Here is a 23,053-nt window from a genome sequence, read left to right as displayed (position 1 = left end):
CTGATGACAACATGAGAACTTTAGCTCTAGGCATCATCGGCTGCGCGTCGATCGTTCGCAGGGCGGTATTCCAGCCGCTACCGTTCGTCGGAGGCATTAGGGTGGTGGGCGTTGCCAACCGTACTAGGTCGCGAGCGGAGGCGCTAGCCGCCGAATTCGGCATCCCGCGCGTATTTGAGCAGCTTGAGGACGTATTGGCAAGCCCGGATGTGGACGCCGTGTATATCGCGCTGAGTAATGATCTTCATACCGAATGGGTGCTGCGCGCGGTCGAGGCGGGCAAGCACGTGCTCGTGGAGAAGCCGATCGCGATGAATGCGGGTGAGTGCGCAAAGCTTGCGGAGCGGCTAGCCGGCCAATCGGCGGTCGTGCTGGAGGGGCTGATGATCCAGCATCACCCGTGGCAAAGCGCCCTCCGGGAGCTGATTCAGGGGCAGCGTTATGGCAAGCTGCTGCAGATGCGCACGGAGATGCATATACCGATGCGCGATCTGCCGTTGACGAGCTACCGCTGCGATCCGGGCCGAGGAGGAGGCGTCTTCGCCGACCTTGGCTGCTACTGGCTGCAAACGCTGCAGCAGCTGCCTGGCTTTGAGGCAGCCAAGCCCACGAAGCTGAAAGCGGAGTCAGAGTTTGACGGTCCGCGGGGCTGCGACTGGACGTTCGACGCATCGCTCGCCTATGCCAGCGGGTTCGCTGCGGAACTATCGGCTTCCTTCGAGCGACCTTACCGCACGCGGCATGTGTTGAGGCTGGAGCATGCCGCCCTGGTAGTAAACGATTTTTTTCGCGCCAACGTTGGGAGATATAAAATCACGATTAAGATCGAGGAGCCCGGAACCGGCCGTCCGCTCGGCAGCATAAGCTTTGTTCGGCAGCATTATTACGAGAAGCAGCTGGAGTATTTCCGCGACAGCGTCTTGACTGGGACTGGCAATGGCAAAGGAAGTCTCGAGCTTCTTCGTGAATCGCTGGAGCGGGTCAGGCTCCAGGAGCGGATTCATGCGGCCGCTGTGTACCGCAAGCGCCATGTCGAGGAACGTATGAAGTAAAGGAGACAACAGGGATGATCATTGAGGTTGACGGCTTATCCAAATCCTTCACTTACCATAAGAAGGAGTTGGGACTTAAAAGTTCGATCCAAAATTTGTTCCGCCGCGAGCAGCAAACGAAACATGCGGTGTCGGATATTTCCTTTAGCATCGAGGAGGGAGAGGTCGTCGGGTTCCTCGGGCCCAATGGTGCCGGCAAGACGACGACGCTCAAGATGCTATCGGGCATATTGCATCCGACGAGCGGCAGCGCCAAAGTGTTCGGCTACACGCCATGGGAGCGGAAAAACGAATTTAAACGGCAATTTTCCATCGTCATGGGACAGAAAAATCAGCTCTGGTGGGATCTGCCCGCGAATGAGTCGCTGTTTCTGAACAAATGCATCTACGAGGTGGACGATGCGGAGTATGCGCGGACGCTGGGAGAGCTGACCGAGCTGCTTGACGTGAAGGAGCTGCTGAAGGTGCAGGTGCGCAGATTGTCGCTAGGCGAACGGATGAAGATGGAGCTGATTGCCGCTCTCATTCATAAGCCGAGAATCCTCCTCTTAGATGAGCCGACCATTGGTCTCGATATTATTTCGCAGCGCAAAATAAGGGAGTTTTTCAAATATTACAATCGCGACAAAAAAACGACCATCGTCCTGACCAGCCATTACATGAACGATATTGAGGAACTGTGCGATCGCTCCATTATCATCAACCACGGAAGAATCGTATTTGACGGAGGGCTGAGTGAGGTCAATGAAAGGCTTGGGCATAAAAAAATTATGAAGCTGGTGCTTTCCGAGCCCGTTGAAGAATGGATGCTGAATCAGGTCGGAGAAGTCAAGGAATTCAAGGATACTCATGTGAAGTTCGTGTTCGAGCAGTCGGAAATTAAAAAAATGTCGCGCTGGGTGCTTGACCACCTGCCCGTAATTGATTTCACCATCGAGGATATTCCGATTGAGGAGGGCATCGCCCTGCTGTACCAAAGTGGCGGTGAGAAGCATGAGACTGCATAGCATGTATTTGAAAACCTTCTCACTGGGCGTGCAAAATTCGCTGGAATACCGGACGAACTTTTTTCTGAATCTGTTTGGCGCGGTTTTTCCGATTTTAATTCAGTACTTCTACTGGAGAGCGGTGTTTACTAGCTCGGGCCAACAAATTGTATTCGGATTTTCGTATAACCAGATGATTGCTTATTCCGTTCTGGCGGTCTTGATGTCCAAGCTGATCGGCACCACGTTCCAGTACGAAATTGCCCGGGACATCAAGGACGGCGGATTGAATAAGTACCTCGTCAAGCCGATAGGGTATTTATCATACCGGATTTTCTGTTTTCTTGGGGAAAAAAGCGTGCAAATGCTCGTTGTACTCGCCCTTTCGGTGATCGTCATGCTGCTGCTGAACGTGTGGCTGGACTTTCCGGTCAACCTGTCCCATATTTTGCTGTTTCTATGCGTCGTGCCCAGCGCCTTAATGCTGAACTTCTTCATCTATTATAGCTTAAGTGCCGTCGCTTTCTGGTTTACGGAAGCGAATGGCGCGTTTCGGACGTTTGCGCTGCTCGCCAATATTGCGGGCGGGGGTTTGTTCCCGCTGGATATTTACGGCCCGGTTACCAAGGCTATTCTGCTGACGCTGCCATTCAATTATGTGATTTATTTTCCCATTCGTCTGCTCAGCGGCATGTTGACCGGCCCGGAGATTGCTGCCGGGGCAATGATGCAGCTGGTCTGGATTGGGGTGTTCGCCGCGCTCTCGACCTTGCTGTGGAGGCAGGGTCTCACGAAGTATATTGCGGTGGGAGGGTAGGTCCCTTGTTAAAGACATTAAAAAAATACGCATTGATCTACAAGGTTTTCGTCAAAAACTGCTTTATCGCCCAGATGGAATACCGGATCAATTTTTTGTTCGCGAACACGATCGAAATCGCTTATTTATTCATCAAGCTGCTTTATGTGATGGTTGCGTTCCGCGTCGGGGTCGTCATTAACGGCTATACACCGGATATGATGATGATGTTTGTCGGGTCCTTTACGATGATGACGGGCTTTTATTGTCTTTTCTTTTATTCGAACTTCATGAATTTGAGCAATCATGTTCGAAACGGCACGCTGGATCTGCTCATCACAAAGCCGGTTTCGCTGCAGTTTATCGCTACGCTTCGCAATGTAGACTTCGGATTTTCATTTACAAACGTGGTGGCTGGGGCAGGGATGATTATCCTTGCCTGGTCGCGCATGGGCATTCCGGTCACACTTTCGCGGGTAGTGATGTTTTTGCTGTTCATTTTCCTCGGCATCGTGCTCAAATATGCCATCTTCCTGATGCCATCCTTGATCTCGTTCTGGACGGTACAGACGGCGGCGGTCAATCAGATGTCAACCGCCATATGGGATATGAACCATGTGCCGATGCACATATATGGCCGCTCGGTTCGGCATGCAGGCACGTTTTTGTTCCCGGTGTTTGTCATTACTAATTTTCCGCCGCTGTTCGTGCTCGACCGGCTGACCTGGGTGCATATGGTCTGGTTCCTGATCGCTCCGCTGCTGTTTTTATTCCTCTCGCGGAAGCTGTGGAACGTAGCCATCCGTAATTACTCCAGCGCGAGCAGCTAGCGGTGGGGGTGCGGTGTGGAGCCTAGTCGAGTCGAGTGGGGTATGCCCAATTACGGGCTGCGAATGCCCAGAAACCGCCATAGCAGCGAGGACGCCAAAAGCATGACCATTACATGATACAAGTTCATAACAGAGGAGCGTCGGAGATGGAGAAAACAAAGGTCGTCTTATTGTCCGGCGGCTTCGGTACCCGTCTGGGTGAAGAAACGGTGCTGCGGCCGAAGCCGATGGTAGAGATCGGAGGCATGCCGATTTTATGCCATATTATGAACATTTACGATGCTTGCGGCTTCAATGAGTTTATTATCGCTTTAGGCTATAAGAAGGAAATGATCAAGCAATATTTTCTCAATTATATGTATTTGCAAAACGATTTCTCCATCCATATGAGCCAAGCGACCGTCGATATTGTCAGGCACAGGCAGCCGGATTGGACGGTGCATCTGCTCGATACAGGGCTGAGCACCATGACGGGCGGGCGGCTGCACAGGCTTCGGGATCAGCTTTGCGATAATACCTTCATGACGACCTATGGGGATGGAGTAGGCGATATCGACGTCAAGAGCTTGCTCGATTATCACAAATCCCATGGCAAATTGGCCACGGTTACGCTCGTCAAGCCACGCGCCCGATTTGGCACCGTGGATCTGATAGGCGATCAGGTCGTCTGTTTCAAGGAGAAGGCCGATACCGGTGGCTGGATTAACGGCGGCTTTTTTGTTTTTGAGCCAGGCGTGCTTGAATATATCGGTCACGATACGGATGTGCTTGAAAGCGACGTCCTTCCACGACTGGCTGAGGAAGGACAACTTATGGCTTACAGACACGACGGGTTCTGGGACTGCATGGACACGATGCGCGACAAGCAGTATCTCGAGAGCCTTTGGGCTTCTGGGGAAGCCCCCTGGAAGCGCTGGCACGACAATTAAGGGAGGGGCTGAAGCGTCTATGGATGCGATGAATAATCCGATCATGCAGGAAGATATGGCGTATATCCAAGATAAAATGGTCAACCCAGCCTGCTTCGCCGGCATGAGGATTCTGATTACCGGCGGCGGCGGCTTTATCGGCTTTTACCTGACTCACTTGTTCGTCCATCTGAAGCGTCAGGGCTATGCCTATGACAAGCTGCTGCTGCTCGATACATTCCGTTCCGGCATCCCGGAGTGGCTTTCCTCCCTAGTGGCGGAGCATCAGGATATTGAGGCGCACACGTTCGATATTGCCAGAGACAGCCTTGAGCTTGTACAGGGTGCCGAGTGCGCGGATTACGTCATTCATATGGCCTCCATCGCCTCGCCCACGTTTTATCGGCAGTTTCCAGTGGAAACGATTGAAGCGAATGTCATGGGACTGCAGCGGCTGCTCGACTTCTATAAGCATCGCCCGCTGAAGGGCCTTCTGTTCTTTTCCAGCAGCGAGATATACGGCGATCCGGACCCAAATTTCATACCGACCCCTGAGTCGTACTGGGGACATGTGCCGAGCATTGGACCGCGCGCATGCTACGATGAGTCGAAACGAATGGGCGAGACGTTGTGCTACGTCTATCATCAGACATTCGGCATGCCGGTCCGTATTGTGCGGCCGTTCAACAATTTCGGTCCCGGCATGTCGCTTATGGACCGCAGGGTGCCTGCCGACTTTGCGCTTGCTGTGCTCCGGGATGACCCGATTGTGATTCATTCGGACGGCAAGCCGACCCGGACGTTTTGCTATATTGCCGACGCAATTGACGGCTACCTCCGCGTCCTGTTGCATGACGAATTCGACTGCTTTAATATCGGCATGGACGGCGGCGAGCTGTCCGTTGAGCAGTTGGCTGGCATATACCGTGAGGCTGCCTCCGAGCTGCAAGGCTACACGGGCGATATCCACTACGCTGCCTCCCCGGAGAAGGATTACTTGCTGCATAACCCGTCCAGGCGCTGTCCAGATTTGTCCAAAGCCCGGGGTGTGCTCGGTTACCGGCCCGAGATTGAAGTGTCCGAAGGAGTCAGACGTTACTTGAGGTTTCTGCAGAAGGAGCTGATCTCCGTATGATCGCGGTGATCGGACTAGGCTTCGTCGGTCTGACGACCGGGCTTGGACTTGCCCATCGTCTCGGCTGTACCCTATTCGCATACGATTGCGATTCGAACAAAAGGGAGCTGTACCAAGCGGGAAAGATCCCGTTTCACGAGCCGGAGCTGCAGGAGCATCTTGGCCGCTATCTGGGCAATCGATTCATCGTTTGCGATACGCTTGAAGAAGCTTTGCGCAGGGCGGAATATATTTTTTACTGCGTTGGCACTCCCGCTCTTGCCGATGGCGGCACGGACCTGAACGCTTTGCTGGATGGGCTGAAGGCAAGCCGCGAGGTGTTGTCGGACGGACGGTTTCGCGTGCTGGTCATAAAGTCCACAGTACCGCCGGGTACGACCTCCCGCGTAATTGCGCCTCTGCTCGAGCAGTTCGGATTACGCCCTGGGGAACATGTCGGTCTAGCAGCAAACCCGGAGTTTCTAAGAGAAGGCTCGGCGTGGCGCGATGTGATGGAGCCAGACCGGATCGTCATTGGGGAAGCTGAGCCGATCGGCGGAAGGATGCTTGCGGAGCTGTATGCTTTGGGCTTTGATGCTCCCGTCCGCCGCGTATCAGCCACAGCCGCCGAATTTGTTAAATACATGTCCAATTCGCTGCTAGCCACGCTGATCAGTTTCGCGAATGAGATGGCGATGATTGCAGAGCGGACTGGCGACATCGATATTCCTCAGGCGTTCGATTTGCTTCACGAGGACAAGCGCTGGCAAGGCACGCCGGCCAAGATGACCGATTACGTGTATCCGGGCTGCGGTTACGGAGGGTATTGCTTGCCTAAGGACATCGCTTCAATGATTCATCATGCTTCCGCTATTGGCGAACAAGCTGGTCTGCTGCAGGCTGCGGTTGACGTGAACCAAAAGGCACAGATGAGAATGGCGGAGCGGATTGCCGCTGCTGCCGGACACGATAAGAATCGAAAGATTGGTCTTCTGGGTCTTTCATTCAAGCCGGGCAGCGACGATGTACGCGGCGCCGTTTCTTTCGAAATCATACGTCTAATGCTCGGGATGGGATATTTGAACATCGCTGTTTATGACCCGCTATCGATGCAGGCGTTCGACCATGCTTATGGACTGCCCATTTCTTATGCGCAAACGATGGAGGAGCTGGTTTCGGGGAGCGAGGTTATCGCGATCATTACCAGCTGGGAGGAATTTAAAGAGAAAAGGCATCTGCTCTCGGGCAAGCCCGTCATCGACGGCAGATATACGGAAGAGCAAAGCGGGGTGATTGTTCATGCTGGACAATAAGGAACATATCGTGAATATTTTGGCGAAGCTGCTGAACCTAGAGCCGGAGCTGCTGGTGGCGCTTGGAGAGGATGCGGATTTAACGGAGCAGTATTTAAGCTCTGTTCTTGTGGTCGAGCTTGTGGTCGAGCTGGAGCAATATTTTGACCTGATGATCGATGATGAAGATTTATTGACGGAAAACGTCTCCACGATGCGAAAAATCGGGGAGCTGATCTCGAAATACAAGGAGATGCAGCCTTCGAAGGAGTGAGCGAAATGGCTTTTTGCTGGATGCTTCCGCACGGTGACCTTCAGCGGATAACGGAGCAGGCTAGAGCGGCCGAAGGGTACGGCTTTGATTCCGTATTGTTGATCAACGCGAACGAATACATGGACCCTTGGCTTGCTGCCGCGTATTTGGCCGAGCGAACCGGGAAGCTGCGATTTCTGATCGCGCAAAATACGAGCTATATTCTGCCAACGGCAGCAGCAAAAGCGCTAAGCACATTAAATCTGCTTACTGGCGGCCGAGCGGATATAAATGTGGTAACCGGCAGCTCGGCCATTGAGATGGGGCGCATGACGAAAGCGCTTAGCCACGAGCAGCGCTATGAGCGGACGAAGGAATTTGTAGAGCTGTTTCACCGGCTGCAAGAAGGCGGGACTGTCCACTTTAGAGGCTCATGGTTCGAGGTAAATCAAGGAGAGCTGTATCCGAAGCCGCCTGCTCGCGGCAGCGTGTTCATTTCCGGCAGCTCCCCAGAGGCTATGCGAATCGCGGCTGCCAGCGGACACCATTATTTAACGTACGGGCATGATTATCCGGTTGTCAGCAATCGGCTTGAAACGTTTCGCGGATATATCCCTAAGGCAAGTCTGCATCGTCCTAAGTGCGGCATTATGATCGATATTATAGCCAGAGAGACGACTGAATCGGCTTGGGCCGCAGCAGAGCGTTTTCTTGGCGGAGCGAGCGCTTTAGAGAAGCGCACGAACCGGCTGTTCCGCAATAATTGCGATGCTGCAGGGATTCAGAGCTACAAAGCGCATTATGCAGACCCGATGGCAAAAGTATCCGAGCACTTATGGGCAGGACTCGTGCAGCTGAATACATCAAACGGGTTTTCCATCGTCGGATCGTACGAGGAGGTGCGGCAGTCGATTCGGAAGTTCCAACAGCTAGGCGTAGACTATTTTATTCTAAGCGGGCTCGCGGGGCCCGATGAACAGCTGCGCATCGGCGAGTACATTCTCCCCTATGTAAGAGGAAATGGGGAACCTGCGAGACTCTCGCCGGCGGTAAAGGAGGCCACAACCCATGGAAATGGACATTAAGCATAAAAAACCTTTTGCCATACGCGCGGGCCTGCACTGCTTGTTCTCCGGTTTGTACCACATCTTGGAGCGAGAACGGCCGGAAGCGGCAGCGGAGAGCGATGAAGCGGATATTTATTTCGAGACGAACGGGCAGAATTTGGAGTACTACGGCGATCTGAACAGGGTTTGGCTTGCGTCTCAGCAGGACATTGTAGAACGATTCGCCCAAACTTACGGACTTAAGCCGCATGCCTCGTTCGAGGTGGAGCTGAATCCGGGTGCCGCGCTGCTGCGCCTGCGGGAGGCTGTGCTGCGAGGCCGCATGCCGCTGCTGTTTATACGTACGACATCGCTCGACTACCATGAGGTATTCAGAGACGGAGAAGAGAGAAATCACCTTGTCCTTCTGCTTGGCTGGGACGATGGCAGCGATTCGGTGCTGATCGGCGACAGCTCCTTTCTCGATCAGGCGGGGCATGTCACTACCTATGAAGGAGTGTTGACGGTCGATGCGCTGCGAAGAGGATTATGGGGGTACGCTTGGTTCGAGACTGATGCGGAGCAGAAGCTTTTCTCAGGCTTAGAACGATTTAATGAGGTGCTCCAAAACATTCGCTCATTTAATCAAGGCTTAGAATTGCCTGACCAAAGGTACCAAGGCAGTCTTGCCTACCGTATGTATGTAAGGGACTACGCTAAGCTGCCTGCGTTAGATGCTCCGGCGTTCTCTGCTGTGTGCCGGAACGTGTATTATTGCTTCCGGGTCGGGGGGATGCTTCATCAGCTTGAATACCTTGCTGCATATATCGGGCGCTATGAAGGGCGATGGCCACAAGAGGGCCAAGAGCTTCTATACCGCGTGGAAGGATTGCGGGAGAAATGGCGCAAAGCACTGATGCAGTTATACAAGGTTGGCTTATCCGTCCAGCGCGATAAGATCGGCCTGCTGCAGGATCGATTCACTCTGCTTCTTGACGAGCACGAAAAATTGCTGTGTGATCTGCTGAAAGCGGTAGACGAGGAACAAGGAACTGCCAGCCGATGAAAGCTAATTTGTTTGTACAAGACGACAACAGACTCGTTCAAGAAGCGATCGGACGCTTCGCTCTAGAACGGGTCGCATTCGTTCCGCTGGAGAGCTATGAGAGCGGAGTATACGCATGGGAATTGAAGGGTCGCAAATTTATTTTAAAAATGACCCGGAAAAGCCGTCGAACTCGGGAACAGCTGATGGGAGAAATCGATTTTATTCAATTTGTTGCCTCTCATGGCGTTTCCGTGGCTAGGCCCATCGTTGCAAGGAGCGGGCAATACGTAGAAAACATCAGCGGCAGCATCAATAGCATGAATGGCATGGATGCCATTGACGGCAAAGTGGACGGCGAAGGAAGTGGCGGAAGCTCGGGATACTGGGCGTATGCTTTCGAGTGGGCAGAGGGCGAGCGCGTCGGTCCCGGCCACTATGGCCCCAAGCTTTACAAAGTATGGGGGATGGCCATGGGAAGGCTGCACAGCCTTGCCGAGCTTTACGCGCCGAAGCAGCCCGAATGGATTCGTCCCAGCTGGGAGGAATCTGAGCTGCTGCCAACGTTAGACGTGTGTGCCCTCAGCTCGTTCCCGGAGCTTCGATCAGCGGCTGACACCTGGATAACCAAAGTAAGACTGATTCCCGAGCGTACGGGGGAGTTCGGTTTAATCCACAACGATATGCATCCTCGCAATTTTCATTGGACCGGGGAAGGCATCGTAATGTTCGATTTCGACGGGTTGACGCATCATCATTATGCGAGCGACATTGCGGTTGCCTTATATTACGGATTGGCGGAACATAGCCGGGCGAGTGAGAGCAGTTGGTCTCCGGAGTTATTCCTGCATGATTTTTTGGAAGGCTATACCGTTTGCCGGACCGTCTCAGCAGAGCTTCAGCGCCATATTCCCGATTGGATGATGTTTCGTCATATCCAGCTTTATATGTCGTATTTCCGGTCTTGGGGGGAGCGGCCTGCTGGAATTACAGAGAGATGGACCTTGAGCCGTTATAGGAAAGATATTATAGGAGGCACCTTGTTTGGCAGGAAGCCTGAGGATTTGGCATGAACAAGCTAATCGCATCCTAAGCCTAGAAAGGAGATCCATTATGAACGGTACGGAATGGACCAAGGAACATATCGCGGGTTATGTGCAGTCGCAAATCAAGGAACAGCTTCAACTGGAGGAAGATGTCGCGCCAGATGATGAGCTGGCAAGCTATGGGATGGACTCGTTTGCTTCGATGAGTCTTGTTGTAGCGTTCGAAACGAATTTTGATATCGTCTTTGAGGACGAGGAGTTGCTTTTCGAAAATTTTGCCACCTTGCAGCATATGGTCGATAGCATTTGCGGAAAGCTGCAGCCATGAATCTCGCGTGGGTGGATTGCTCCATCGACAAGCTGCTTACCCTCTATCCAGGCATTCACCCTTATGCGGCAATGATAGACCGCTGGGCGTTCAAGCCGGTATGGGACGAGGAAGGCGAGGAGGTAGATTTGAGCCGGGTGCTGGCTACGGAGGAACAGCTCCTTGCACACTATGGAATTGAGCGGAGTTATGAAAACAACTGGATCGATGAGGCACTGCGAAGCGGGCATCTGGTACTGCTCCCTTGCGATCTGTTCTACATGCCGCATGCGAAGGTATTTTACGGCAAAGAGCATGCAGGACACTACATTGTTGTGCGTGAGCTTCTGCCGGACGGAAGCTACTTGATCTTCGACGATCATCCCGCGTTTTGCGGGGGGATGGATCGGACAGCACTAAAGACGGCCCATGATGCATTGGGCTTGCCGTATCAGAGGTTTGTGCCAGGCATGCTTCAGGTGACGGATGCTTCTGCGATTGGCTACGTATCCCGCATGCTCAAGGCGGATTCCTTCTACTTAAGCAACTTTGCACAGCGATTATTGGCCTCGGAGGAGACGGTGCTGCGCAAATGTATGATCCTGAAGGCAACGCGCCATTTCCATCATCGGCTGTACGGCTTTATCCGAATGGTGGATGCTGCGCCGCTGCCTTTAGGAGAAGGAGAGGCCGTGTCGGAGCTGAGGCAAAGCATTGTTCAGTATATAGACGACTGGAGAGTGACGGTCAATCTCGCTACAAGGGTTTTGCTTCAGCCGGCGCTGCCGATATGGGATCGTCTACAGAACCGGCTTGAGAACCATCAGGAGAGCGAGGCGCTGCTTCCGAATGCAGCTGATCGTTTTCTTGAGCTGCTGCATGCAGCTGAGACGAAGGGTTAGCTGGTGCACATGGCGACGAAGATGTGATGGCACGCTGTGACCGACAGGGATTTCAAGGGAAATCGGAAATGGGCTGCAAACGATTTGCAAGCTAGAGAAGGAGGTTCTTGCCTCCATGCTCGAAGCTCTGCAACGAAGAAGATTAAGCTGACAAATCCTTCTACTAAAACCTTCTACAAGGGAGGGGCAGATGTCGATGACGCTCGCTAGGCATGATCGTGTACAATTAACGAGTTTACGGCTGGCTTGGGGGCTTGTGCTGGTGAAATACCACGAGCCCGAGCAGCTTCAGCTGTACGTGGAGGAGCAAGGGAGCCCGCCATTGTGGAGCTGCAAGCGAACTGGCAAAGCTCCAGAAGAACCAGACTCCGGCAATAGGACTTTTTTGGAACTAGACTGCTCTGTGGACGAAACGGTTGAAAAATGGCTGCAGCGGCTGGAGGCCATGCTTGGCATTCCTTCAATAAACGAGGTTATTAAAGCTTCTCCGCAGCGATATTCCTCGGAATGGCAGGATGAGCTAGAACAAATCGTGTATGACGATGCGAGATGGAATGGGCATTTGCACGAAAGTATTTCTATGGAGCGTTTCAAGTCCCATGTGGCCAGCTTGGAGGAGGCGATGTTTCACAAGCGCAATCAACTGCTTAGGGATGTACCCATGCTGCTAGCCGATGAATATATTCAGCTCGCAAGGGGCTTCAACGAGACTACGCTTGCGTTTCCACGGGAGAGGACGATACACGGACTGTTCTCGGAACGCGCGGCGCTGTATTCGGAGCACATAGCGGTTGTTTCAAACGCTGGCAGCTTGACTTACGGGGAGCTGGAGAGAGAATCCAGCAGACTTGCTGCATCGCTGCGCAAGAGGGGAGCAGGCAAGGGACAGATCGTTGCCATTACGGCCGACCGCACGCCGGAAATGCTGATCGGTTTATTGGCGATATTGAAAGCGGGCGCCGCATACTTGCCCATCGATCTCCGTGCACCGGAGGCGCATAACCGTATCATTTTGGAAGACTGCAAAGCCCAAATCGCGATCTCTCGCACGCCGCTGCAGGGACTCCAGACGCTGAACCCATATGAGGCTTCGTCTTACTCGGACGAGTCGGATTTTGAGAAGAGCTTTAACACGTCGACCGATTCAGAACTTCTGGCGTATATCATCTATACATCGGGAACGACGGGAGCCTCTAAGGGGGTGATGATCCGGCATCGGAACGTCGTCAATTATGCAGCTTGGTTTAACGCCCAATATGGCAGAGAGGCGCCGCTTCGTGTGCTTCTAGCCGCCAACTTGACGTTTGATGCATCGGTAGAGTCGATCTTTTGCACCTTGCTAGGGGGTGGCAGCGTCGTTTTGATTCAAACCGAGCTGTTGGTGCATCAGCGCGCGTTCCGGCAGTTTATTGACAAGCATCAGGTACAGGTTATTCATCTTGTCCCTACGCTGCTCAATCGGCTGCTGTCGGAAGGAGAGCGGCTCGCTAGCGTGCAAATTGTCATTTCCGGAGGAGAAGCCCTTGAGCAGGGGCTGAAGGATCGTCTTGTGCACAAGGGATATCGGGTTTTTAATCACTACGGTCCGACTGAGGCGACGGTCGTGTCCGTAACCACCGAGCTGAAGGAAGGCTTGCCTGTAACGATTGGCAAGCCGATTGGAAATACAAGCATATACATCGTTAATTCACACATGCAGCTATGCCCGATCGGTGTAATTGGGGAAATCTGCATCGCCGGAGAAGGCTTGGCTATGGGATACCTGCAGCGCGAGGAGCTGACAAAGCAAAGATTTGTTCCGAACCCCTTCGAACAAGGAGCTATGTTGTACCGCACCGGAGACTTTGGAAAATGGCTGCCAGAGGGGCTAGTCGAATATGCCGGCAGGGTCGACGATCAGCTGAAAATTAATGGCATACTCGTTCATCCTGAAACAATTCGTAAAGCAGTTGAAGCTCATCAGGCGATTCAAGCCGCTATTGTCCTTTTTTCACCGGAAGATGAAGGAGGAAAGCTGATCGTTTATTATCGCTTGGCGCAGCCGGGAGCGGCAACGGTGTCGGTAACCGAACTGCGAGCTTTTTTGCTTCAGAGGCTGCCGCCCTCGATTATCCCTAAGCAGTTTGTCGAGCTGCAGGAATTCCCGCTTAATTCAAATGGAAAGGTGGATAAAAAACGACTGCTTGCGAAGCAGGAGTGCGTCTAAGTGCAATGCTGACCTGTGCGGCCATGCAGCATGCGGCTGGCGACGACTCTTCATATTTGATGAGCGTCGGTTCGTTTGCTAAAGATGATTTGCTGAATACCCAGTCCTAACCTTCGTCTACATTGCTAACCATTCGAATATATTCGAAGTGGGAACGCGGATGCAGATTGAAGGAGGAATTGGGCAAATGGAGGACTTTTCTACAAATACTACTATTCATACAGCGAGAGCGCCAAGCATTCAAAAGGTTGATGATTTTATCGATTTTATTCGTGAAATAAATGAGCTTCTTCAAAAAGAAGAGGATCTTTCTCCTGCCAATCTACGGGTGGCGAACATGATCGGGCGCCTTTCACAGCAATTGCGCATTTGCTACTCGCCCGAAGAAATCAAGGCTGTTCTAAGCGATGAATATATGGTCATGAACCAGCGAATGCTGCAGGATAAGCTGTCAAAAGCCGAATTTCAAGTAGAGCTGGCTGATTCTCAGCATATTTGCAGGGCGGAGGCTGCCGCAATGGATATCGTCACACAGCTGCCCTACTGGACGATTTATATGGCTTTAGTTAGCGAGGAGCTGTCCACCCTGCGTCCGTTTAATCGGCAAGATGGTCAGATAGAGAATTCGCCGATTGTATTTGTTGGCAGCGGGCCGATGCCGCTTAGCGCGATTATTCTTCATCTATTAGCTGATGTGGAGGTCATCTGCCTTGATATCGACCCAGCGGCCTGTGAAACCTCGTGCTCTTTTCTCGAAAAAATGGGGTTAGGAACGAAAGTGAATGTCATGATGAAAGATGGGGCAGAGTTCGATTACAGCTGCTATAGCCGGATCTTTGTAGCTAGTCTCGTGCAAAATAAGCTGGCGGTGCTTGAACAAATAGCTCGTACATCCCAAAGTCCTCTCGTAGCTGTTCGTACGGCCGTAGGCATGAGGCAAATCATGTATGAAGCGATTGATGAATTACAGCTGAATAAGCGGGGTTGGCGGATTTTGGCACGGACTTGGCCTGATGTTAATCTGGTCATCAATTCAACGTTGTTTCTGGATCGTGCGACTAATCCTGATGCAAGGAGTGAGGAGGGAGAAAGGAGAAGGGCAGGGCATTAGTTGGAGTAGGTCTCGCGGACTGAGCAGAGAACACTCATGACGTTTGATCATGAGTTTTATAAGGCGAAGCGGTAGCTTCATTAAAACAAGCTGGAATTCTGGCAATAGCCTGAATTCCAGCTTGTTTTTGCAATGATTGTTTTACATATGGAACAGTTCATGTGCCCAAGCTCCTCATTCATACGAGTATTCAATGTAAATCACATTACCGTTGGAGGCCGCTTCTCCATTGTGCTGAACTCCGTTCAGTTCATACGCATATTGAGCTGTGGCTATTCCTTGCAGTACAGGGCTCGTTACCAGCGAGCTTACCCTAGCCTGATAGTAGATTTGAACTGTGCTTCCGGGCGATACATTCCCTATATTAATGGAGCCAGAGGCGTCAGGATCTGCGGAGGGTATCCCATTTATGAGGATGGACCCGCGCACTAGAACCGTTTGCCTGATCGTAAGGCGGGTCAGCGTAACATCAGCAGCCCAATTCCCGGAATTCGTCAGCAGGCCGGTATAATTAACAACAGCGTCGGGCTCTACGATAGAGGGATTCGTGCTAACCTCAAGTTGAAAGAGCGGACAGCATACCTCTGTTGAAACGGTGCTTGATACCGAGGGCTCCAGCCGTATAACGCTGCCGTCAGAGCTTCTATAGGTGCCTTCTGTGCGGGTTTCGTTGATTAAAAGCTGCCCTGGTGATACAGCATTGCTGCCTGTGACCATCACCTCAAAGGTTACGATAGACTGGGTTCTGGGGGCAACTGATCCTAGTGCGATGCCCATGGCCACAAGCTCCCCGCTTTGCATGATTCCATTTAAGGTAATGCTGTTGCGGACGAAGAGCGTGCCGCTCGGAATAGTGGATAGCAGGAGAACATCTGCGGCGACGTCTCCTATGTTGGCTACACGTGCGGTGTAACGAAGGATTTCCCCCGGACTGGCGCGGGTTTTGTTCACCGAAAAGGTAATCGTAATCTCCGGCTTGCCGATTCGGACTACAGGAAGTGTGACCGTATTGGAAAAAACGCTATCCTCGACGAGCCGCCCATTGGTCGTCTGGAATGTATAATCTGCCCGCACTCGGTTACTCAGTTGCTCGCTGGTCATTTGCAGGGCGGTCATAAGCTGGAAGGTAATGTGAATGCTCTGATGCAGGCCGAGCCTGCCAAGGTGCAAACCGGACACGGGATTGGCGCCCGGAAGCGGAATGCCATCCCGGTGTACGCTGTTAGGGACAAATTCAGTTCCTTCTTGCAGCAAATCATAGATGGCAATATCTGCGTCCCGATTGCCCGAATTAGTTATGGATACAGCGAAAATGACCGGGAGGCCAGGAAATGCCTGAGATGATTCAGAGCTTTTGACTAGGGTGATGACAGGGCCTACGATGGGTGTGTTCACCGTATTGGAATAAGTAACAAATTCCGTCCCACCTGCGCTATAGAGGATGCGGGATTGGTTTAGCAGGCTTTCTTCCTTGGCTGTGCCGGGCGTCATGATACAGTCACCTGGAAGGTAACGGTAGACGTGGCACCTGCTGCTATTGAACCGACGGCTATGCCGACAGAAGGATTTGCTGCCGGAAACGATACGGTGTCCACGGTGACGCTGCCTGCGACAAAGGTGCTGCCGACTGGAATCGGGTCAATAACGACGACATTGTTGACAGTAGAAATGCCGTTGTTCGTCACAAGAATCGTATAAGTGATAGTATCTCCAGAAACGGCATCAATGGCAGGCGTACTCTTAACCACACTGACATCTGGAGAGGAAACCGGAATGACGACCGTATTGGATGGAGCCGAGCCGGTACCGGTTCTTCCATCGGGAAGCAAGAAGGAGAAGGTGGCTACGGCCGAGTTGACCAACTGCTGTGGTGATGGCAGCGATCCAATGGTCACTTGCAGGGTTACCGTAACGGTAATCGTACCTCCTGGCGGAACTGTTCCGACTACGATGCCCTGGTCAGGATCGACTCCGGGCTGGGGCATGCCATTGATAATGACACTGTTGGGGACAAATTCGGCGCCTGCGGGCACCGGGTCTGAGAGCGTAACGGTTGCCGCCGTATTTCCAGTATTAGTGATGTTCAAATAGTAAATGACTGTATCGCCTACCGTAGCGACAGTCACATTGGAGCCCTTTAGTACGCCAATTATCGCTTGAGCTACAGGCAGTGTGACAATGTTGGACAAGGATGTACCTGAGAACGCGCCGGAAGTGAAGCTGACGGTAGCTTGGTTGCTGAAGGAGCCAGACGTTGGCAAGGTTGTAACTGTGACGCTGAAGGTAACCTCAACGCTGCCGGCAGGAGCTATCGTTCCAAGCTGAATGCCGGATGCTGGATTGCTGCCAGGACGAGGCACGCCGTCAACGCTAACACTGCCCGGAACAAACGAGGTATTGGCAGGTATCGGGTCAACCAAAATGGCATTCGTAACGTTTTCAATCCCGGCGTTGGTTACAGTAATCGTAAAAGGTACAATGTCGCCAATTGTCGTTGCGGTAAAGGTTGTGCTTTTCACAGCAGTCACATTAGGCGAGGAAACCATTGAGGTGACTGTATTTGACGGGGCGGATCCTGTAAAGCTGCGGCCATCTGTCAAGGTGTAGCTGAAGCCGGCTGTGGATTGGTTCACCAGCTGCTGGGTTGGCGGAAGTGAAGTGATCACAACCGAAAAGGTTAACGTTGCAGGGCTTCCAGGCGCAATCACGCCAAGCGGTATGCCAGCAGCAGGGTCAGCGCCGGCCAGGCCGGAGCCGTTCAGCAATACACTGTTCGGAACAAGTGTCGTACCAGCCGGAATCGGGTCAGTCAAAGTTGTCGTTGCGCCAATATTCCCTGAGTTCGTAATCGTGGATGTATACACGATGGTATCTCCAACAGTAGCATTCGTGCTGCTGACGGTTTTGACTACGGACAAAGCAGGCTGAAACACAGGCGTGGCTACATTGTCAGAGAAGGCCGTAGCCGAGAGAGCACCAGAAGTAAAGCTGACAAACGACTGGTTGTTGACGAAAGCCGGATTCGGAACCGAATTAACCGTTACGCTGAAGGTCACTGGTACAGATGCTCCAGGCGCAATATCGCCGAGCGGTATGCCGGCAGCTGGAACTGCCGCAGGCTGTGATACTCCGTTTACGGTTACGCTTCCCGGAACCAAAGCCGTACCTACAGGAATCGGATCGGTAAGCAGCGTGTTGCTGATCGCTGCAATTCCGTTATTTGTCACATTGATGCTGTACGCAATGGTATCGCCAACCGTAGAAGCGGTGGTAGTCGTGGCTTTGACAATAGAAACGTTAGGGGCCGTTACGCTTACTACAACCGTGTTGGAGGTTACAGAGCTGCTGAACGGACGCCCGTCAGGCAGCGTAAAATCGAAGCTGGTTGTGGCTTGATTTAGAAGCTGCTGCGGCGTAGGAAGGAATTCGATAAGGACAGAGAAAATGACCTGAACGGTTGCTCCTGGTGCAACGACGCCAATAGGGATTCCTGTTAAAGGCGAAGCGGCAGCTTGAGGCACGCCGCCCACGATAACGCTGTTCGGAATGAAGGAGGTCCCTGTCGGGATGGTGTCCGTGACGGTTGCCGAAGCGCTATAGTTTCCGGAATTTGTAACGGCTATTGTATAATTCAGCGTATCGCCTACTGTTGCAGCGACAACGCCTGCTGATTTCACGGCCGTCAGAATCGGCTGGTTAATTGGTGTTACTGAGACGTTGGAGAAGGTTGATCCCGAAAAAGCTCCAGAAGTAAAGGTTGCAGACGATTGGTTAATGAGCGAGCCGGATGGTGGGAGTGAATCCACCAGGACGTTAAAGGTAACGATAACCGTTGCTCCCGGCGCGATCGTTCCGAGTGGAATCCCGCCGGCTGGAACAGCGGCAGAGCTTGGTACGCCATTGATTGTAACCGAGCCTGGTACGAAGGACGAGCCTTCGGGAGTAGGATCCGAAAATATGGTGTTGGTTACTGACGCAATACCTGTATTGGTCACGCTGACGGAATAGGGGACCGTGTCTCCGATTGTTGTATTAGCCGTCGTGGAGCTTTTGACTATCGAAACATTGGGGGCGGACACAGAAATACTTAATGTATTGGACAAAGCGCTGCCTGACAGTGTACGTCCATCTGGCGGTACAAATGTGTAGGCTGCTGCGGCCTGGTTGGCAAGCTGCTGAGGACTCGGCAGGGAAGTCACCAGCGCACTAAAGGTGACAAGGACCGTTGCCCCGGCAGCCACAGACCCTACTGGAATGCCTGTAGCAGGATCAGCTCCAGCCACAGGCAAGCCTCCAACCACCACGCTGTTCGGAATAAAGGCTGTGCCGTTAGGCAGGATGTCGGTCAAGGTGACCTGTGCGGCCAGATTGCCTGTGTTGGAAACAGCGACGGAATATGTAACCGAGCCTCCAACAGAAGCGTTGGTCGTATCCGAAGTTTTCACCAGATTGATGACAGGCTGCGTAACTGGCGTATTCACGTTGTTGGATTGGGACGTTGACGAGAAAGCGCCAGAGGTAAAGCTGACCGTGGACTGATTTGAAATTACGGATGGAGCTGGCATGTTGACCATCACCTCGAAGGTTACGGTAGCAGAAGCGCTGGGGGCTAATGTACCGATTGGAATGCCGATAGCCGGATTTGCAAGTGGTACGGACGCACCATTTACAAACACGCTCCCGGAAATAAAGCTGGTGCCCTGAGGCATCATGTCGCTTATGACCGCATTGTTAATTGGAGCTAAACCATTGTTGGCGACCAGTACGCTATAGGTGAGCGTGTCGCCGCTGGCTACTGATGAGCTGCTGCTGCTTTTGAGCACGGATACATTGGGTGTGGATACAGAGATTGTAACTGTGTTGGATAAGGAATTTTTCGCAAACATTCTGCCGTCAGGCAGGGTATAGGTGTAGAGCGCATTCGACTGATTGACAAGCTGCTGTGGATTCGGCAAGGAAACGACGATAACCGAGAAGCTGACGACGTTGATTTCGGCTGCGGACACCGTGTCCAGAGCGATGCCTGTAAGTGGATCGACACCCGGATTCGGAAATCCGTTAATGACAACGCTATTGGGCACAAACACAACCTCAGGAGGCAACGCATCCTCTAATCGAACTTCAGCCGGATAATTGCCGGTATTGCTGACGGTTAATGTATACGTAAAGGTGTCTCCTACAGTTAATGTACTGACGCTGCTGCTTTTCACCACGTTAATGACGGGGAGGTAAGCGGCCGTTGTGACCAGCGCTGAGGAGGAGGATCCGGTAAAACTCCCTGAAGTAAAGCTCACATTAGCCCGATTGCTGAGCAGTGCCGGGATAGTTGACGCAACGGCTGCCACACGGACGTTGAAGCTGATCGGCACGATACTCCCAGCGTTAATGGTTCCAAGCAGTATGCCGCCGCTGGGGTCTGCATTAGGCAAGGCTGTGCCGTTCACGACGATACTGCCCGCTACAAAAACCGTTCCGGAGGGAAGGTTATCTGAAAATACAGCATTAGTTACCGCTTCTACACCGTTGTTCGTGACGGATATCGTATACGTCAGAATATCGCCTATGGTGGCAATCGTGCTGTTAACCGCTTTGGTTACAGTCACACTAGGTGAGGTGGCCGGGATATCGACAACATTGGACGGAGCTGTAAAGCCTGTAAATGAGCGTCCGCTTGGCAATTGATACGAATACGACGTTGTTGCCTGATTCACGAGCCGTGGCGGTGAGGGCAGCGTGCTCAGAAGGAACTGAAATGTAATAGGAACGGAGCTGCCGGGCGCAATCAAGCCGAGAGAAATACCCGCTAGCGGAGAAGCCCCCGGGACGGAAACCGTGTTAACCGTGACACTTCCAGGCACAAAGGAGGTGCCTGCCGGAAGCGTATCCGTTAAGGTCGCTTGTGCAGCCAAATTGCCGGTATTTGAGACGAACACCGTATAAGTTAAAGTATCTCCAACGGTGGCAACGTTCCGGTTCACCGATTTCACTGTACGTACAATCGGCTGATAGACCGGAATGGTTACGGTATTGGACAGCGATACACCGCTGAATGCTCCGGAGCTGTACGCGACTGAAGCTCTGTTGACAAATTGAGTCGGAGAGGGCAGCGATGATGATGTTACTTGGAAGGTGATGGTTGCTGAACTGCCCGCATTCAAAGTGCCGATAGCAATGCCGCTTGCAGGATTAGCCGACGGCTGAGGGGCTCCGTTCAGGGTCACGCTGCCGGCTACAAGAACAGAACCGCTCGGCATGGCATCGGTCAAAGTTACATTCGTGACGGGATCAGTGCCATTGTTGGCTATTATTGCGGTATAGGTATAAGCCTCTCCGACAGAAGCATCAGGTACGCTGGCGCTTTTGACGACTGCTACATTCGGCAGGGCAACAGGCAACGTTACGGTGTTCGAGGCTGCCGAGCCGGAAGAGGCTCGGCCGTCGGGAACCGTGAACGTATACGCGGCGGTAGCCTGGTTTACCAGCTGTGGAGGAGAGGGCAGATTTTGAACCAATACCCGAAAGGTGACGGTGGCCGAGCCGCCTGCCGGAATGGAGCCAACCGGAACCCCTGCAGCAATATTGGCTCCCGGCACGGTCGCACCTCCCACGGTCACGCTGTTCGGCACAAACGAAGTGCCCGCAGGTATCGGGTCCGTTACGGTTGTCGTGCCAGCGATATTGCCTGAGTTGGTCACAACAATCGTGTAAGTGACGGTGCTTCCCACAGTTGCATTAGCTGTGCTTGCTGTTTTTTTCATCGCTAGAATCGGCGAATATACGGGGACCGTGACGCCGTTTGACGGTATAACAGCAGGTGTGATCGGGCCTCCGGCTATGCTTTGGAAATTGAAGGAGGCACTGGCTGTGCTGACGAGCAGCTGTGTGCCGGGCATGGAAGTTACCCGTGTGCTGTAGGCCACGGCAATAGAGGCACCTGGCGCTAAAGTACCGACCGGTACGCCAGCCGTAATATCGTTGGTCGGCCTTGCAGCACCCGCAACCGTGACGCTGCCCGCAACGAAGGTTAATCCGGCCGGAAGGCTGTCGGTCACAATCATATCGGTGGCATTGGCTGTTCCCGTATTGGTGACGGTAACGGTATAACGAATCGTATCACCGGTCAGGGAGCCGGATACATTAGCCGATTTGGTCACACCGACTCTCGGTGCGTTAATATCGATTTGCAGGGCATTGGCATTCAGGACATAGGCATCGCCAGAGGTCGTTAATTGAAGTACAGCCGAGGTCTGATTATTGACCAATCTGGCCGATATATCCACGTTGGTAATGTCCCAGCCCTGTCTTCCTCCCGCAATATTGCTTCCAGGCGCACCGTTGGTCTGGTTGCGGCTCCCGAAGGTGCCCGTTGTATCCAACGCGCCGGCATTATTATTGATCTGGGAGGCAAAAAAGTTGTTGGCGAAATTGTTCGTACCCGACAAAGCAACCAAGGTTGCAGTTGTAGGGCCGAACAGCGCCTGATCACCGTTTCGGTTGGCATCCCCCTCTTGAGCGCTGAATAACGCTCTACCTCCAAGAGCCCCAGATACAGGCGTAGAGAATCCAGTAAGTGTAGTATTAACAGCTGATGAGGTGCTTTGAACGAGAATGGCCCCTGCCCTCAGAGACATATTGCGAAAGGGAAGGGTGGCATTTTGATAAATGACGCCGAGTGTCCATCCGGCATTGTTGGCGGTTGGATCACTGCTGATCGTCAGGGTGCCTACGACCCGTCCCGTTGTATAGGTTCCTGCACCGCCCTGCTGAACCAGCGAGGTCACATTTGCCGTTCTCACATATCCAAGCGCCCCTCCGCCCAGATCAAAGATGTTGCTAGTAGCCGAGTCAGGCGATACGTCAGAGGTGGCCAAGGGGGTGGCGAAGGACACCGAATTATTAATGGCTGCCGTCAGATTGGTGGTGCCGTTGACGTAAGTGCCGCCCCAGATCAGCTCTGCGTAAAGCACGGTGCTTCCTGCTGGAAGATTCAGGACGGCTGACGAGCTGTTGAGCAGATAATTATCCGTGGTGCCAAAAGGATAGGTGCCATATCGCAGGGCGGTATTGGTTGTAGTGAATGCGCCAATGCTGTCGGCAGTTCCGGGTATGCCAGACACCTCGGAACGACTGAGGCCGAGGGTGTTTCCCGTAAAGGTAAT

General features: G+C 52.8%; 17 protein-coding genes. 15 read left to right on the top strand and 2 right to left on the bottom strand.

Going from position 1 to position 23,053, the window contains the following annotated elements:
• Window positions 1–11 precede the first annotated feature (11 nt).
• From AC50Y5_RS16760 to AC50Y5_RS16690, 15 genes are all read left to right on the top strand, one after another.
• Entirely contained in the window at window positions 12–1,052 is a 1,041-nt protein-coding gene (locus AC50Y5_RS16760; RefSeq protein ID WP_056035381.1) for a Gfo/Idh/MocA family protein, read from the top strand.
• A gap of 14 nt (window positions 1,053–1,066) precedes the next feature.
• The gene (locus tag AC50Y5_RS16755) at window positions 1,067–2,059 is read left to right on the top strand and encodes an ABC transporter ATP-binding protein (RefSeq protein ID WP_056035376.1); all 993 of its coding nucleotides are present in this window, start codon (window positions 1,067–1,069) and stop codon (window positions 2,057–2,059) included.
• Window positions 2,046–2,855 (top strand): ABC transporter permease, encoded by an 810-nt coding sequence (locus AC50Y5_RS16750; RefSeq protein ID WP_494862219.1) that lies wholly within the window; start codon window positions 2,046–2,048, stop codon window positions 2,853–2,855. Before AC50Y5_RS16755 ends, AC50Y5_RS16750 begins: the two co-directional genes overlap by 14 nt.
• A 5-nt stretch (window positions 2,856–2,860) precedes the next feature.
• Window positions 2,861–3,664, top strand: a complete 804-nt coding sequence (locus tag AC50Y5_RS16745) for an ABC transporter permease (protein WP_056035370.1) — start codon at window positions 2,861–2,863, stop codon at window positions 3,662–3,664.
• Window positions 3,665–3,810: 146 nt separating this feature from the next.
• Window positions 3,811–4,593 (top strand): glucose-1-phosphate cytidylyltransferase, encoded by a 783-nt coding sequence (gene rfbF, locus AC50Y5_RS16740; RefSeq protein WP_056035368.1) that lies wholly within the window; start codon window positions 3,811–3,813, stop codon window positions 4,591–4,593.
• 19 nt (window positions 4,594–4,612) lie between these two features.
• Window positions 4,613–5,707 (top strand): NAD-dependent epimerase/dehydratase family protein, encoded by a 1,095-nt coding sequence (locus tag AC50Y5_RS16735; RefSeq protein ID WP_494862217.1) that lies wholly within the window; start codon window positions 4,613–4,615, stop codon window positions 5,705–5,707.
• Entirely contained in the window at window positions 5,704–6,999 is a 1,296-nt protein-coding gene (locus AC50Y5_RS16730) for a UDP-glucose dehydrogenase family protein (protein WP_494862215.1), read from the top strand. Before AC50Y5_RS16735 ends, AC50Y5_RS16730 begins: the two co-directional genes overlap by 4 nt.
• A complete protein-coding gene (locus AC50Y5_RS16725; protein ID WP_494862213.1) occupies window positions 6,986–7,252 on the top strand; it encodes a phosphopantetheine-binding protein in 267 nt (88 codons plus the stop codon). The genes AC50Y5_RS16730 and AC50Y5_RS16725 overlap by 14 nt, the downstream gene beginning before the upstream one ends.
• Window positions 7,253–7,257: 5 nt before the next feature.
• Window positions 7,258–8,316: an LLM class flavin-dependent oxidoreductase gene (locus AC50Y5_RS16720; RefSeq protein ID WP_494862211.1), complete on the top strand. Its 1,059-nt coding sequence runs from the start codon at window positions 7,258–7,260 to the stop codon at window positions 8,314–8,316.
• A complete protein-coding gene (locus AC50Y5_RS16715) occupies window positions 8,300–9,343 on the top strand; it encodes a hypothetical protein (RefSeq protein WP_056035357.1) in 1,044 nt (347 codons plus the stop codon). Before AC50Y5_RS16720 ends, AC50Y5_RS16715 begins: the two co-directional genes overlap by 17 nt.
• Window positions 9,340–10,395 carry a phosphotransferase enzyme family protein gene (locus AC50Y5_RS16710; RefSeq protein WP_494862208.1) on the top strand — a complete coding sequence of 352 codons (1,056 nt, stop codon included), beginning with the start codon at window positions 9,340–9,342 and terminating at the stop codon, window positions 10,393–10,395. The genes AC50Y5_RS16715 and AC50Y5_RS16710 overlap by 4 nt, the downstream gene beginning before the upstream one ends.
• Window positions 10,396–10,435: 40 nt before the next feature.
• A complete protein-coding gene (locus tag AC50Y5_RS16705) occupies window positions 10,436–10,696 on the top strand; it encodes an acyl carrier protein (RefSeq protein WP_494862207.1) in 261 nt (86 codons plus the stop codon).
• Window positions 10,693–11,577: a cysteine peptidase family C39 domain-containing protein gene (locus tag AC50Y5_RS16700; protein WP_494862205.1), complete on the top strand. Its 885-nt coding sequence runs from the start codon at window positions 10,693–10,695 to the stop codon at window positions 11,575–11,577. The genes AC50Y5_RS16705 and AC50Y5_RS16700 overlap by 4 nt, the downstream gene beginning before the upstream one ends.
• Window positions 11,578–11,767: 190 nt before the next feature.
• On the top strand, window positions 11,768–13,783 hold the full coding sequence (locus AC50Y5_RS16695; RefSeq protein WP_494862203.1) for an amino acid adenylation domain-containing protein: 2,016 nt from the start codon (window positions 11,768–11,770) through the stop codon (window positions 13,781–13,783).
• Between the two features lie 187 nt (window positions 13,784–13,970).
• On the top strand, window positions 13,971–14,894 hold the full coding sequence (locus AC50Y5_RS16690; RefSeq protein ID WP_056035342.1) for a nicotianamine synthase family protein: 924 nt from the start codon (window positions 13,971–13,973) through the stop codon (window positions 14,892–14,894).
• 174 nt (window positions 14,895–15,068) lie between these two features.
• Here the strand turns inward: AC50Y5_RS16690 and AC50Y5_RS16685 are convergent, their stop codons facing one another.
• On the bottom strand, window positions 15,069–16,385 hold the full coding sequence (locus tag AC50Y5_RS16685; RefSeq protein ID WP_056035338.1) for a DUF11 domain-containing protein: 1,317 nt from the start codon (window positions 16,383–16,385) through the stop codon (window positions 15,069–15,071).
• Window positions 16,382–23,011, bottom strand: a complete 6,630-nt coding sequence (locus tag AC50Y5_RS16680; protein ID WP_494862200.1) for a DUF7507 domain-containing protein — start codon at window positions 23,009–23,011, stop codon at window positions 16,382–16,384. Before AC50Y5_RS16680 ends, AC50Y5_RS16685 begins: the two co-directional genes overlap by 4 nt.
• Window positions 23,012–23,053: the final 42 nt, after the last annotated feature.

This window comes from Paenibacillus sp. JT22N7 (assembly GCF_059383875.1).
This window is presented reverse-complemented; position numbering and strand designations above follow the sequence as displayed.

Coding starts and splice junctions, on each gene's coding strand:
- AC50Y5_RS16760 (WP_056035381.1), top strand. CDS start 12: ATGAGAACTTTAGCTCTAGGCATCATCGGCTGCGCGTCGATCGTTCGC.
- AC50Y5_RS16755 (WP_056035376.1), top strand. CDS start 1,067: ATGATCATTGAGGTTGACGGCTTATCCAAATCCTTCACTTACCATAAG.
- AC50Y5_RS16750 (WP_494862219.1), top strand. CDS start 2,046: ATGAGACTGCATAGCATGTATTTGAAAACCTTCTCACTGGGCGTGCAA.
- rfbF (WP_056035368.1), top strand. CDS start 3,811: ATGGAGAAAACAAAGGTCGTCTTATTGTCCGGCGGCTTCGGTACCCGT.
- AC50Y5_RS16735 (WP_494862217.1), top strand. CDS start 4,613: ATGGATGCGATGAATAATCCGATCATGCAGGAAGATATGGCGTATATC.
- AC50Y5_RS16730 (WP_494862215.1), top strand. CDS start 5,704: ATGATCGCGGTGATCGGACTAGGCTTCGTCGGTCTGACGACCGGGCTT.
- AC50Y5_RS16725 (WP_494862213.1), top strand. CDS start 6,986: ATGCTGGACAATAAGGAACATATCGTGAATATTTTGGCGAAGCTGCTG.
- AC50Y5_RS16720 (WP_494862211.1), top strand. CDS start 7,258: ATGGCTTTTTGCTGGATGCTTCCGCACGGTGACCTTCAGCGGATAACG.
- AC50Y5_RS16715 (WP_056035357.1), top strand. CDS start 8,300: ATGGAAATGGACATTAAGCATAAAAAACCTTTTGCCATACGCGCGGGC.
- AC50Y5_RS16710 (WP_494862208.1), top strand. CDS start 9,340: ATGAAAGCTAATTTGTTTGTACAAGACGACAACAGACTCGTTCAAGAA.
- AC50Y5_RS16705 (WP_494862207.1), top strand. CDS start 10,436: ATGAACGGTACGGAATGGACCAAGGAACATATCGCGGGTTATGTGCAG.
- AC50Y5_RS16700 (WP_494862205.1), top strand. CDS start 10,693: ATGAATCTCGCGTGGGTGGATTGCTCCATCGACAAGCTGCTTACCCTC.
- AC50Y5_RS16695 (WP_494862203.1), top strand. CDS start 11,768: ATGTCGATGACGCTCGCTAGGCATGATCGTGTACAATTAACGAGTTTA.
- AC50Y5_RS16690 (WP_056035342.1), top strand. CDS start 13,971: ATGGAGGACTTTTCTACAAATACTACTATTCATACAGCGAGAGCGCCA.
- AC50Y5_RS16685 (WP_056035338.1), bottom strand. CDS start 16,385: ATGACGCCCGGCACAGCCAAGGAAGAAAGCCTGCTAAACCAATCCCGC.